The 12,534-nt window shown below is 59.7% G+C and carries 11 protein-coding genes; 10 read left to right on the top strand and 1 reads right to left on the bottom strand.

Annotation, left to right across the window (positions count from 1 at the left end):
• Positions 1 to 7 precede the first annotated feature (7 nt).
• Genes BLT00_RS13955 through BLT00_RS13925 form a run of 7 tightly spaced genes read left to right on the top strand, consistent with a single transcriptional unit; the run spans position 8 to position 5,312 of the window.
• Positions 8 to 736, top strand: coding sequence for a class I SAM-dependent methyltransferase (locus tag BLT00_RS13955; protein WP_092146744.1), 729 nt, complete (start codon positions 8 to 10; stop codon positions 734 to 736).
• Entirely contained in the window at positions 733 to 1,215 is a 483-nt protein-coding gene (locus BLT00_RS13950; RefSeq protein WP_092146746.1) for a DUF3261 domain-containing protein, read from the top strand. Before BLT00_RS13955 ends, BLT00_RS13950 begins: the two co-directional genes overlap by 4 nt.
• Positions 1,212 to 2,408 (top strand): beta-ketoacyl-[acyl-carrier-protein] synthase family protein, encoded by a 1,197-nt coding sequence (locus BLT00_RS13945; protein ID WP_092146748.1) that lies wholly within the window; start codon positions 1,212 to 1,214, stop codon positions 2,406 to 2,408. The genes BLT00_RS13950 and BLT00_RS13945 overlap by 4 nt, the downstream gene beginning before the upstream one ends.
• Complete coding sequence (locus tag BLT00_RS13940; protein ID WP_092146750.1) at positions 2,405 to 2,872, top strand: hotdog family protein; 468 nt, start codon at positions 2,405 to 2,407, stop codon at positions 2,870 to 2,872. Before BLT00_RS13945 ends, BLT00_RS13940 begins: the two co-directional genes overlap by 4 nt.
• Positions 2,869 to 3,597 (top strand): 3-oxoacyl-ACP reductase FabG, encoded by a 729-nt coding sequence (gene fabG / locus BLT00_RS13935; RefSeq protein WP_003197011.1) that lies wholly within the window; start codon positions 2,869 to 2,871, stop codon positions 3,595 to 3,597. Before BLT00_RS13940 ends, fabG begins: the two co-directional genes overlap by 4 nt.
• Positions 3,597 to 4,823, top strand: coding sequence for a beta-ketoacyl-ACP synthase (locus tag BLT00_RS13930; RefSeq protein WP_063323279.1), 1,227 nt, complete (start codon positions 3,597 to 3,599; stop codon positions 4,821 to 4,823). The genes fabG and BLT00_RS13930 overlap by 1 nt, the downstream gene beginning before the upstream one ends.
• A 42-nt stretch (positions 4,824 to 4,865) precedes the next feature.
• Complete coding sequence (locus tag BLT00_RS13925) at positions 4,866 to 5,312, top strand: hypothetical protein (protein WP_063323280.1); 447 nt, start codon at positions 4,866 to 4,868, stop codon at positions 5,310 to 5,312.
• Positions 5,313 to 5,387: 75 nt separating this feature from the next.
• Here the strand turns inward: BLT00_RS13925 and BLT00_RS13920 are convergent, their stop codons facing one another.
• Positions 5,388 to 6,020, bottom strand: a complete 633-nt coding sequence (locus tag BLT00_RS13920; RefSeq protein ID WP_256571721.1) for a PAAR domain-containing protein — start codon at positions 6,018 to 6,020, stop codon at positions 5,388 to 5,390.
• Positions 6,021 to 6,265: 245 nt separating this feature from the next.
• On the opposite strand from BLT00_RS13920, the gene BLT00_RS13915 reads away from it, so the two are divergent.
• The 3 genes from BLT00_RS13915 to queC all read left to right on the top strand — a co-directional run bounded on the left by BLT00_RS13915 (position 6,266) and on the right by queC (position 12,511).
• Positions 6,266 to 7,315, top strand: a complete 1,050-nt coding sequence (locus BLT00_RS13915; RefSeq protein WP_371856957.1) for an alpha/beta fold hydrolase — start codon at positions 6,266 to 6,268, stop codon at positions 7,313 to 7,315.
• Between the two features lie 172 nt (positions 7,316 to 7,487).
• On the top strand, positions 7,488 to 11,552 hold the full coding sequence (locus BLT00_RS13910) for a dermonecrotic toxin domain-containing protein (RefSeq protein ID WP_092146754.1): 4,065 nt from the start codon (positions 7,488 to 7,490) through the stop codon (positions 11,550 to 11,552).
• 263 nt (positions 11,553 to 11,815) lie between these two features.
• Positions 11,816 to 12,511, top strand: coding sequence for a 7-cyano-7-deazaguanine synthase QueC (gene queC, locus BLT00_RS13905; protein WP_092146756.1), 696 nt, complete (start codon positions 11,816 to 11,818; stop codon positions 12,509 to 12,511).
• Positions 12,512 to 12,534 lie beyond the last annotated feature (23 nt).

Raw genomic sequence — 12,534 nt, 5'->3', positions numbered from 1 at the left:
AGCAACCATGAGCTACTTGAGCGACAACTACGTCGAAGAAACCCGCTTCGGTTTCTGGTTCCTGCGCAGCCACACCTGGCAGCACCATGTGTTGCGCGTGGCGATCAACGACCTGCGCAGCCTGTTCAGCACCCCGCTGCCGAGCAACCCGGTGCTGCTGGACGCCGGCTGCGGCCAGGGCAAATCATTCCAGTACCTGCGCCAGGTGTTCGCGCCACACCGCCTGATCGGCGTGGATGCCGACCCCCACAGCCTGGACCTGAGCCGGGAGGAGGCCGCGCGCCAGGGCATGACCGTGGAGCTGATCGGCAGCGACTGCGCGACATTGACAGTGCCGGATGCCAGCGTCGACCTGCTGTTCTGCCACCAGACCTTCCATCACCTGGTGGAGCAGGAAGAAGCCCTCGCCGAGTTCTACCGCGTACTCAAGCCTGGTGGTTACCTGATGTTCGCCGAATCCACCGAGGCCTACATCGATACCTGGGTGATCCGCTGGCTGTTCCGCCATCCCATGCACGTGCAGAAAAGTGCCGCGCAGTACCTGGAGATGATCCGTGGGCAGGGTTTCCAGTTCGAAGCCCGCAACGTGTCCTATCCGTACCTGTGGTGGAGCCGCGCCAAGGACTTCGGCTTGCTGGAGCGTTTTGGCCTGCGCCGGGCCAAACCGTTCGGCGAGCGAGAGGAAACCCTGGTCAATGTGGTGGCGCGCAAGCCCGTCGAAGGGATCATCGGATGATTCGCGCCCTGCTTATCGTCTGCCTGTTGCTGCTCAGTGCCTGCGCCAGCCATGCGCCGCTGCCCGAGCGCACGCCAACCCTGGCCTTGCCGATGCAACTGCACATCGAGCGGACCCTGGTCGGCCAACGCCAGGACTGGTTGCTGGTGATCCAGCGCGAAGACGCCGGCATCCGTTGGTCGATGATGGACCCGCTGGGCATTCCCGTGGCCCGTCAGCGCCTGGTCGCAGGTCAGTGGCAAGCCGACGGTCTGCTGCCGCCCAATGCCGAGGCCCGGGAGTTGTTCGCCGCGCTATTGTTCGCCCTGACCCCCGAAGCCGAACTGCCCGACAACTACCCGGCCGCCCGGCAACAGGCGTCGCAACGGACCCTTGATAGTCGCTGGCAGGTGCGCTACACGCAGCCGCTGGATTTTGAAATGAGCCTGCCCCAAGGCCCCCGCTACCGCATCACACCGTTGACCGAGAACGCCCCATGACCGCCTATTTGAATGCCCTCGGGGTGATCTGTGCCCTGGGCCGCGACAAGCACAGCGTCGCGCGCAACCTGTTTGCCGGCGACTGCTCGGGCGTGCGTATCAAGGACGGCTGGGTCGCCGAACGTGCGTTGCCGGTTGCCGCGGTGCCGGGTGAACTCGCCCCCATTCCCCCAACCCTATTGGCGCACCGCAGCCGCAACAATCAACTGCTGTTGGAAGCCGGGCTGCAGATTCGCGCCGAGATCGACCAGGCCATCCAGGCCTACGGTCGCGCCCGCATCGGCATCGTGTTGGGCACCAGCACTTCGGGGATCGACGAGGCCAGCCAGGGCATTGCCCATTACCTGCGCGAGCAACACTTCCCCGACGGCTACGACTACCAGCAACAGGAACTCAGCGCGCCGGCCAACTTTCTTTCCGACTGGCTCGGCCTGAGCGGCCCGTCCTACGTGATTTCCACGGCCTGCACCTCCAGCGCCCGCGCCTTGATGAGCGCCCGGCGCCTGCTGGACCTGGGCCTGTGCGATGCCGTGCTGTGCGGTGGCGTGGACAGCCTGTGCAAACTGACCCTCAACGGTTTTTCGGCCCTGGAAGCGGTGTCAAACGAACGCTGCAATCCGTTTTCGGTGAACCGCAGCGGCATCAACATTGGCGAAGCAGCCGTGCTGTTTCTCATGAGCAAGACGCCAGGCGACGGGACACCGATTGCCTTGCTCGGCGACGGCGCCAGTTCCGATGCCCACCATATTTCCGCACCTGAACCCAGTGGTCGCGGCGCCCGCCAGGCCATGGAAAAAGCCCTGCGTTGCGCCGGCCTCGAGGCCAGCCAGATCGACTACCTGAACCTGCATGGCACCGCCACGCAGCACAATGACGCCATGGAAAGCCAGGCGGTGGCCGGGCTGTTTCCGGCGGGCGTGCCCTGCTCGTCCACCAAGCCCATGACCGGCCATACCCTCGGCGCGGCCGGGGCGCTGGAAGCGGCGTTCTGCTGGTTGGCCCTGAGCTCGGAGAATACCGTCCTGGCCCTGCCGCCGCATGTCTGGGACGGCCAGGCCGATCCGGCCCTGCCGGCGCTGGACTGGGTCACCGCCGGCACCCACCTGAGCCCGGCCACCCCGCGCCGCCTGATGAGCAATTCATTTGCATTCGGTGGCAACAACGTCAGCCTGATTATCGGAGACGCCCCATGATTGACTGGCCGCTCGCCGAACTGCTGCCCCATGCCGGCGACATGATCCTCATCGACCGGATCCTGTCGTTCGATGACGAACAGATCCATACCCACGCCACCGTCAAGCCCGGCGGTTTGTTCAGCCGCGACGATGGCACGCTGCCAGCCTGGGTCGGCATCGAGCTGATGGCGCAAAGCGTCGCGGCCTTTGCCGGTTGTCATGCACGCCAACGCGGCGATGCCGTGGAGTTGGGCTTTTTGCTCGGCACCCGCAAGTTCGAATGCAATGTCGAGTGTTTTCCCGTCGGCGTCGAGCTGACCATCCACGGCGTGCGCTCCCTGGAAGACGACAACGGCATGGGCGTGTTCGAATGCCACATCCACGCCCCCGGCATCCACGCCTCGGCCCGGCTCAACGTATTCCGTCCGCCCCAGGCCGCCCATTACCTTCATGAACCGTCCGCAACAGGAAACCCGTCATGACTGAATCCGTACTGGTCACCGGCTCCAGCCGTGGCATCGGCCGCGCCATCGCCCTGCGCCTGGCCCAGGCCGGGCACGACATCGTGCTGCACTGCCGTAGCGGCCGCGCCGAGGCCGAGACGGTCCAGGCGCAAATCCAGGCCCTGGGCCGCAACGCCCGGGTGCTGCAATTCGACGTGGCCGACCGCGCCGCATGCAAGGCCATTCTCGAAGCCGATGTCGAAACCCACGGCGCCTATTACGGTGTGGTGCTCAACGCCGGCCTGACCCGTGATGGTGCCTTCCCAGCCCTTAGCGAAGACGACTGGGATGTGGTGATGCGCACTAACCTCGACGGTTTCTATAACGTGCTGCACCCGGTGATGATGCCGATGATCCGTCGTCGCGCCGCCGGAAGGATCGTCTGCATCACCTCGGTTTCGGGGCTGATCGGCAATCGCGGCCAGGTCAACTACAGTGCTTCGAAGGCCGGTTTGATCGGCGCGGCCAAGGCGTTGGCAATCGAGTTGGGCAAGCGCAAGATCACCGTCAATTGCGTCGCGCCCGGGCTGATCGATACCGCCATGCTCGATGAAAACGTCCCGGTGGAGGAACTGATGAAAATGATCCCCGCCCAGCGCATGGGCACCCCGGAAGAAGTGGCGGGTGCGGTAAATTTCCTGATGTCGGCCGAAGCCGGCTACATCACCCGGCAGGTCCTGGCCGTCAATGGAGGCTTGTGCTGATGAAGCGCGTCGTCGTTACCGGCATGGCCGGCATCACCTCCATCGGCAGCGACTGGGACACCATCGCCGCCAACTTCGCCGCCAACCGCAGCGGCATCCGGCGCATGGATGAGTGGGACCGTTTCACCGAACTGAACACCCGCCTGGCCGGTCCCATCGACGACTTCCAGGTCCCGGCCCACTGGACCCGCAAGCAACTGCGCAGCATGGGCCGGGTTTCGCGCCTGGCGGTCGCGTCGGCGGAACAGGCCCTGGCCGACGCCGGCCTGCTGGGCGACGAGTCGATCACAGACGGGCGCATGGGCGTGTCTTGCGGTTCGTCCACCGGCAGCACCGACGAGATCAAGGCCTTTGGCAACATGCTGCTCAACAGCGTGGCCGAAGGGCTGAACGCCAACTCCTACGTGCGGATGATGCCCCACACCACGGCGGCCAATATCAGCATCTTCTTCGGCCTGACCGGGCGCCTGATCCCCACCTCCAGCGCCTGCACCAGCGGCAGCCATGGCATCGGCTATGCCTACGAGGCCATCAAGTTCGGGCGCCTGCCATTGATGCTCGCCGGTGGCGCCGAAGAGCTGTGCCCGACCGAAGCGATGGTGTTCGATGCGCTCTACGCCACCAGCCTGAAAAACGAAGCACCGCAAACCAGCCCGCGCCCCTACGACAAGGACCGCGATGGCCTGGTGATCGGCGAAGGCGCCGGCATGCTGGTGCTCGAAGAACTGGAACATGCCCTGGCGCGTGGTGCGCGGATCCATGCCGAAATTGTCGGCTTTGGCAGCAACGCCGACGGCCAGCATGCCACGCGCCCAGAACTGGTCACCATGCGCCGGGCCATGGAACTGGCCCTGGAAGACGCAGGCCTCAGTCCCTCAGCCATTGGCTACGTCAACGGCCACGGCACCGCCACCGAACAGGGCGACATTGCCGAAACCCTGGCCACCAGCAGCCTGTTTGGCGAACACATGCCCATCAGCTCACAGAAGAGTTTCCTGGGCCACACCCTGGGTGCCTGCGGGGCGCTGGAGTCTTGGTTCAGCATCGAAATGATGAACCGCGACCTCTACGTGCACACCTTCAACCTCGATGAGGTTGATCCCCAATGCGGCAAGCTCGATTACCTGCGTAACGAGTTCAGGTCGATGAGCAACGAATACGTGATGAACAACAACTTCGCCTTTGGTGGGGTCAACACCTCGCTGATTTTCCGTCGCTGGCACTGAATCGGATTCAAAACCCTGTTGCCCCTCGTCAAGGAGACCACGATGTCGTTGAAGAAAATCGCTGTGACCACCGCCCTCTTGCTCAGCACCCTGCCAAGCCTCAGCCAGGCCCGTGATACCGCGCTGTTCCTGCCGTTCGACAAAGTCGTGGCCGAAGCCATCCGCACCGGCAAGATCGACGGCAGCGTGAAGTTCTACCTAGCCGGCAATAAACCGGCCGGCAACGTCACCGTCGTCAGCCCGGGTGCCGTGACCAACAAGAAAACCAACGCGTTCAACAAGTCCGATGAAGTCGCCTGCGAATGGGTGCTGCAATCGGCCCTGATCAGCCTGCACCAAGCCGCCAAGAACGCCGGCGCCAACGCCGTCACCAACATTGTCAGCTTCTACAAGAGCAACGAACGCAAGGACCCGACCACCTATGAATGCCACGCCGGCGCGATCATGGCGGGCGTTGCGTTGAAGGGAGATTTGGCGAAGGTGCAATAAGCCCGGAACGGCTGTGGCACCGATCCACCGCAATCGCGAGCAAGCTCGCTCCCACAGTGGATCTATGCTGTACGCTCATTGGATGTTCTCCTTCACCTCATCCGAGTGCAAGTAATGAACATCCGCCAGTTTGAGAGCGGGCAAAAAGTCTTCTGCCATCGGCACGCCTTCACGCACGATGATCAGAAAACGTCTCTGAAGCGTATTGATGATCTCGTCGCCATTGCTCAAACGGCTGCCGACCAGGGCAATATTACTGTTGGCTGCCCCCGCGGCGGTTACGATCCGCGCGGTACTGCCATCGGCATACACAACCTGGTCGCCTTTCCGCGCGGCTCGTACTTTCCAGCCATTATCCAAGGTGAACGTCAACGACGATGACACTTGCTGGATCGTTGCGCCGTTACGGGTCTGGCTGCCCTCGGTGGCCACTCGGTAAATAGCGATTGGGGGATGAGCTTTGACGAATGCTTTTTGTCGATTAATAAATGTGATGACTTTTTCGTCAACACCATCGAGTTGCTGTTGCGCCAAGTACAGATCGTCCAAATGACGGAGATAGTCACAGGAGACTTCGTTGGTGTAGGGGGCGTACAAAGATGAGTGCATTTCCAAGGCCTTATTCACAGGCTTCAGGCGGGTCCCCTTTCCGCCGGGAAAGAGCACTGAGCCAGACAATTCGGAATGATGAATAAAACGTTGCAACACAGGCGAATCGCAACCCCAACATCGTGGGCATCTGGAGCGAATAGGAAACATCGCAACTGGAAACGCGACTTTTCCTACAGTCAACAGGGGTCCGATGCAAGTTCCGCCCTGCTTTTTTTCACCTGCAACTGCTCTGCCGGGGCTCAATCGGAACAATTGCCGCTTGTCGGAACTGTCAACTTCGACAGTATCGATAGCATTCGGAAAGCCACAAGCTGTAAATGCTTTAAAAAATACCTTAGAAGTTGACGCTCGATAAACAGTTCGCCGTTACTTATGAGCTGCACGGCGTAGCTCATGAAATTAACTCGGCTCCCAAAATGGACAAGAAAATGATGGACACAATAGCCTGGTCGGGCGCCATCGCCTTATCTTCTCGACACCAGGCCACATCGCCTTCTGTAGAACAAAATATTGTTGTAGGGGGTGCATCGTTCACACGGGCCTACGTGTACGTGAACGGCATCCGCATGCACTATCTTATAAGCGGTGATGGCGCAAACCCTGTGTTGCTGGTGCATGGGTTCCCGGGAAGCTGGCGCAATTGGACGGTATTGATGGGGCCATTGGTGCGTGCCGGTTATACGCCTATCGTTCCTGATTATCGCGGTGCTGGAGAAACCGATATTTCAGAAAGCGGCTATGATAAAAAAAATATGGCGCATGACCTGCACGAGCTGGTCACCCACCTGAATATCAAACAGGTTGATATTGTCGGCCATGACATGGGCTTAATGATTGCCTATGCCTACGGAGCCCTTTATCCCGATGAAACCAAACGTATTATCCTGATGGACGGATTCATTCCTGGCATCCCAGGGTGGGAAACGGCTTATAACGGAGACCCGCAAGCCCGCATTGCCAGCAAGTGGCATTTCCGCTTCTTTGGCAAGACAGCACTCACCATGATCCAAGGTCAGGAAAAAACTTACCTGGACATGTTTTTTGACGACTTTGTATTCCCCGGCAACGACACAATGCCGGACGAGGTGCGTATGGCTTTGGTGAAAGATTATTCCCAGCCCGGACGCATGGAGGCAGCCTTCAAGCTTTATTCAGCCTGGATAGAGCATGATGTGGGTGATAATCAAGCATACGCCAACAATAAACTGACAGTGCCTGTGCTCACTATCGGCGGGGACCATTCGAGAGGAAGTACCCTGGCCGAGCAAGTCAAATGTATCACCACGCAACCGTACTCTTTTATATTGCACAACACCGGACATTGGGTACTGGAAGAAAGAACACAGGCAACCTGCGAGGCGATCCTGGTATTTCTGCGTGATAAAACATGACCGTTAGCATGACCCGTCAAGGCGCATCGCGAACAGTCTCGCTGCCACATCGATTATGTATCCACAACACCGGTACACCGCCTGTCGCCGCTCCATGCGGTATCTATATACCGCCCCCTCTTCGCGCACCTTCAATAGGTTGTTCCTTCCGAAAAACTTTCAGGAAGAGAACATGCTGGAGAACACCCCCTTACAAACCGCTAGCGCCCTGCTGATACACCAACTCAATGCCTCGCAGCAGCAGATGATCCGCCTGAACGATGCCGTTCCGCGCGCCTCGGAAGTGGCTGCGCGGCACTTGGATAATGGGTTCAGGCAAGCCTTCCCCACCCTGGTGAACAAGCTGGCCGTCAAAGAAATACGCGTGTGCCGACTGCAAGATGAAGCCGTCCCCCCAACTGAACGCGCAGCCAACGCGCCGGCGTTTAAAAAGGTGGCGCAAACAGTCCCCCTCGACACGCTCTTCTGGCGTGCGGTGGCAGGAAAGATCAATGCCCACGAGTTCTTCGACGATTTGGGCAATATAGACATCGTCACCGAGCTGAACAGCGTCACGGAGATGCCGGCAGCCCTGAATAGCCGTGACGCCAAGCAAGCAATCAAGCAACTGATAAGCGTCACCCCAACGTCGTATGAACAAATGCTGGCGCGGGCACTGGACAACTTCTGGGACACTCCGCCCGACGTTAGCCAGGACCGCAGCGTCAGCCAATGGCTGGCCGATGAATTCGGTAGGCAACTCAAGGCACAGGCCGATCTCCACCAACTGGATGGAACCCTGAGCCCGCCGCTGCACAAGGCGCTGACGGAACATGCACTGTCGGCACCGGACGCAACGTCTCGCGCCAGGCTGGCAGAGCGTGACCGGCCCGGGGTCTACAGCCTCAGTATCACCCCTGAAGGATGGGGGTTCAGCGTGCCGGTGTCAGGCGCTGTTGCACTGACCCGACATGACAATACCGACTACCCGGCAAGCGCGGTGCTGTACAGCTTGGGCAAGCCGCTGGAAGTGTACGCGGACCTGACGGCGCTGAAGGCCAGCCTGGAGGCCGACGATAACGTTCAGTATGACGTGACAATCGCCCCCATCGCCGGGGACTTCCTTGCCTACCTGGTTATGGATCTGCGAGCGGCGCAAAAAACCGCCGTGAGCGACGCGTTGCTGAACGGGCCGGGAGATGATGAGCAAATCAGCGCCTGGATCGCCAGGCTGGATATCGCGGCGAACCTCAAGGACAGGCTGGACCTAGCCGGCGCCATGGACGAGCGCGCGCTACGGCTGTACCAGAAAAAACTGGACGACTGGCTGCACGCCAACCCGAACGTGATCGGCAGCGACCGCGTGGCCTGGTGGAACGCGCTGCAGGACCTGCAGATAACCCTGGCGGATACCCCACCCCCGCCAGATCCCGTGATGCTGGCGTCCCCTGACGCCCTCCAGGATCGGACCCGCACGCTGCTCGCCGGCTTCATCAAGGACAAATACGCCCCAGTCGATCCTGACCAGGTATCCCTATGTATCCGCAAGCAGACCATCGACTCGCACGCGCCCACGGGCGAGTCACCGTTCGGGTCCGGGGTGTCGCTAGGCAGTGCGAAGGCGATATTCGACGATTGCCGTTCCATGACGCAGTGGGCCATGTCCAACCTGACACCGGACGAACGCAACGCTTCCCACCACACCGAAGAGGGGCCGCTGAGCTTTGCACAGATCGTGGAGATCATTGAAAGGGCAAATGTGGGTGCCCGTATCCCGCCCGCGTTGCTGCTTGCGGCCCGGGAGCGCCAGGCACAATGGATGGCTCTGAAAGCCAAACAAATGCGGGCGCAGGCGTGGGCCGCGCATATATCGGGAGACTTTACACACGATAAGGACAACACCGGCCTGAACCTGGTGCTGGCGGCGTTGGACAGCGCAATGCCTGAGGAACGCCGCAAGGTCAACGGGCACGAGGTGGTGGTGCGGCAGATCCAGTGGGGCGACAGTGTGCTGAAAGAGCTGCTGGCCTTTGGCGTCAGGAAACTATCCAGCCGGCCTTCATTGACGCTGTACACGCCGGGTGCGCCGGACGGAAAAGTGTTCAGGGACATCCACGCAGGAAGCGAAAGGGAGCTGGAAGCGGTCCTGGTCAAGACACTCATCAGCACGCTGGAAATGACCCGCTGGCTGATTTCCCAACTGCCGCTGATGGAACAAGCCGATCAGCTTGCCAGCCTGGTGCCGGCCGCGGAAAACCTGACGCTCAACGAGAAGATAAAGAAAGTCACGCAGTCCACCTTCTCATGGATCAAGCATCGGGTTCAGGATGATTTCGCCTTGAAGGTCGCCTCCCCCGTGGTCAAAGGCGACCTGCTCAAAGCACTGCACGAAACGCAGATCAGCCACGCGCTCAAGACGGCTGACGCGCTGATGGTAACGAACGCCGAGCGCGACAGCGCAGCGGCCCAGGAGGGGCGCAGGAATGGCGTCACCTTGCTGGCGGGCGCGATGGCCATGTTCTACGCGGGCCGCCTGGGCGGGGTACTGGGCCGTGCGATCCTGCCGGTGATGGCCGGGGGCGCTGCGGTGTCGGCCATAAAAGACGAGGGCGGCAGCTTCAGCCAGTGGGCCAGTGATTTCATCAGCGGGCTGGGTGAGGTCGTGGCAGAGGCCGGGCAGGACCTGATCATGGCGCGCGCGGCACGACGCCGGGACAAGACCCGCCCGGAGCTGTCTTCCCTGCCCCGTATGCCCGACCCCGAGCTAGGCCCTTTTCTCCTGAAAGGTTTTGACAGCAAAGGGCTCGTCCCCGAAGGTCGCAACCTGTACAGGGACGCGTCCGGCCAAGCCTATTTGAAGATGGGGCATGACTACTGCAAAACCGCGATACAGGAAAGCCTGCGGATTATCTACGCGCCCAACAATCGTACCCATCAACGGACGGTGACGTGGAAAAACGGTCGCTGGCACATCGAAGAACCGCAACGCCTGCTCGGTGGCGGAGTCCTGCATAGTCTGTTCAGTCGGGCCCCGGAAACTGCGCAACAGAAAACCTATAACGCCTTGGTGGAGGGCATCCTGGTCGACCATCACTGGCCTTCTCGACAGGTGGTGAATACGGTAAAGAAGGTCATCCACTCGATGCCCGAGGAGCTGGCCGAACGCATCTTGCGCGAGAGCATGAATGATATCGACGCGCCCGATATAGACACTTACCTTTCACGAATCAACCAGATCAACAAGGGCCTCCACGGCCTCGGGCAACATAAGAAGCCCCACGAAAGCCTGCTGTACAAATTCAACGTATGGCAGGCCGTCGACTACTGCACCCGAGACATCGACTCCCAGGTAAAGGGGATCCAGCTGACGGCCGCGCAAAAAATAAAAGTTTTCGACATGACCCTGCCACTCAAGAAGGAGCTTTTCGACAACGAAGGCAACTTCAAGATGATGATGTCCTCCTTGCCAGACAACCTCACCGGCGCATTATTCATCACCATCGTCCCTGAACAGGGAAAGAAGAAAGCCGCCATGACCAAGATACAGGACGATATTCATGAGGTGGTCAAAGTCGCGGAAAAGCGCGTCTGGGAGGACCTGGGCGCGCTGTTTACAGGAGAAGGTCCAGAGGTAGAGGCTGCCAGGGAGGACTATAAAACGAACCCTGCAAACTTCGCGGAGTACAAAAAGAAAAAGCTCGGCGCGTTCCGGGACGAGATGAAAAAAAGACACAAACCCGGGCTCCTGACGGAAATCCGCAACAACAAGATTCCTTATGTCATCGCCAACAAGGGCAAGTCGCAGCGCAAGACGTTACTGGTCACCGGAGAGGACATTACCAACTTCGCAAAAAAACTCTCGAACTACGACGCGTTTGATATCGAGGTCGTAACCCAAGTCCCGACGAAGAAGGTCACTGGCACATCACCTACCACCAGCACTTCACCAGTACTGGGGGAAGCATCCACCGCAATAGACAAGTTTACGGTGACTATCAGCACGCTGGCTGAAACACAGATGTCCTATGACAACTTTCCCGAAGCGGCCCGAGCCAAGATCAACGAAATCATGGATGACATTCGAGCCGGCAGGGCCACGACAAAACGAATCAACAAATATTACTGGTACGACATGGCCCAGCTATCCCCCGGTGGCGGCAGAAGCGCATGGCGCGCCGCGTTCGAACGCAAGGGCGATACCTGGATACTCCAGGGTTTTTATGATTACCACGCCAATAAACCTGCGACGGTCTGGTAAGGCTAAGTGAAAAAATAAAGGACCGAGGTGAGTACCGCCTGCCACGGCAAGCGCCGCCGCGCACGGACAATTCCAATTGGCGAGGATTCTCCGGGTGTGCGGCACCCGCCGTGGCAGCGATCTTCTAGCGGCTTCACTTGCGACTGAAAACCCAAATAGAGAAAGCGGAGCACGTAAATTCGGAAACTTCCCACAACAAGGTGTTGAACTTCGGGCTAGGGTCACTCCTTCAGCACCTATTGGGACAGGTCCAAATGAATGAAATGACAAAGAAAGCAGTCATCGTTTTCAGCGGTGGCCAGGATTCGACTACCTGCCTGGTTCACGCCTTACCCCGGTACGACGAAGTTCATTGCATCACGTTCGACTACGGCCAGCGCCATCGTCAAGAAATCGAAGTGGCGCAACAACTCTGCAAGGCCCTTGGCGTGACCGTTCATAAAATACTGGACACCACCCTGCTCAACGAACTGGCCATCAGCAGCCTCACCCGCGACAACATTCCAGTGCCCGCGGCCAACAGCGATGGAGATGGCCTGCCCAGCACCTTCGTGCCTGGGCGCAACATTCTGTTTTTGACCCTGGCGTCTATCTATGCGTATCAGGTGGGTGCGAGAACGCTTATCACCGGTGTGTGTGAAACCGACTTCTCGGGCTATCCGGACTGCCGCGATGCGTTCGTGAAGGCACTGAACAACGCCATTGAACTGGGCATGGACTATCCCTTGCGCATCGAGACGCCCTTGATGTGGCTGAACAAAGCCCAAACCTGGGCGCTGGCCGATTATCACGGGTGGTTGGAGTTCATCGATCAACAGACACTGACATGCTACAACGGCATCAAGGGCAGAGGCTGCGGTGACTGCGCCGCCTGTCATCTGCGCGCAAAGGGCCTGAGCCACTACCTTGAAAACCGGGTGGAGATCATGAACAGCCTGAAGACAAAACTGGATTTATAGGCACAACGCTCGAAGGGTAATGG

It is taken from the genome of Pseudomonas sp. NFACC51, from assembly GCF_900103575.1.
Lineage (GTDB): Bacteria > Pseudomonadota > Gammaproteobacteria > Pseudomonadales > Pseudomonadaceae > Aquipseudomonas > Aquipseudomonas fluorescens_Q.
This window is presented reverse-complemented; position numbering and strand designations above follow the sequence as displayed.

Excerpts from the sequence above, each read along its gene's own strand:
- BLT00_RS13955 (WP_092146744.1), top strand. The coding sequence starts at position 8 with ATGAGCTACTTGAGCGACAACTACGTCGAAGAAACCCGCTTCGGTTTC.
- BLT00_RS13950 (WP_092146746.1), top strand. The coding sequence starts at position 733 with ATGATTCGCGCCCTGCTTATCGTCTGCCTGTTGCTGCTCAGTGCCTGC.
- BLT00_RS13945 (WP_092146748.1), top strand. The coding sequence starts at position 1,212 with ATGACCGCCTATTTGAATGCCCTCGGGGTGATCTGTGCCCTGGGCCGC.
- BLT00_RS13940 (WP_092146750.1), top strand. The coding sequence starts at position 2,405 with ATGATTGACTGGCCGCTCGCCGAACTGCTGCCCCATGCCGGCGACATG.
- fabG (WP_003197011.1), top strand. The coding sequence starts at position 2,869 with ATGACTGAATCCGTACTGGTCACCGGCTCCAGCCGTGGCATCGGCCGC.
- BLT00_RS13930 (WP_063323279.1), top strand. The coding sequence starts at position 3,597 with ATGAAGCGCGTCGTCGTTACCGGCATGGCCGGCATCACCTCCATCGGC.
- BLT00_RS13925 (WP_063323280.1), top strand. The coding sequence starts at position 4,866 with ATGTCGTTGAAGAAAATCGCTGTGACCACCGCCCTCTTGCTCAGCACC.
- BLT00_RS13910 (WP_092146754.1), top strand. The coding sequence starts at position 7,488 with ATGCTGGAGAACACCCCCTTACAAACCGCTAGCGCCCTGCTGATACAC.
- queC (WP_092146756.1), top strand. The coding sequence starts at position 11,816 with ATGACAAAGAAAGCAGTCATCGTTTTCAGCGGTGGCCAGGATTCGACT.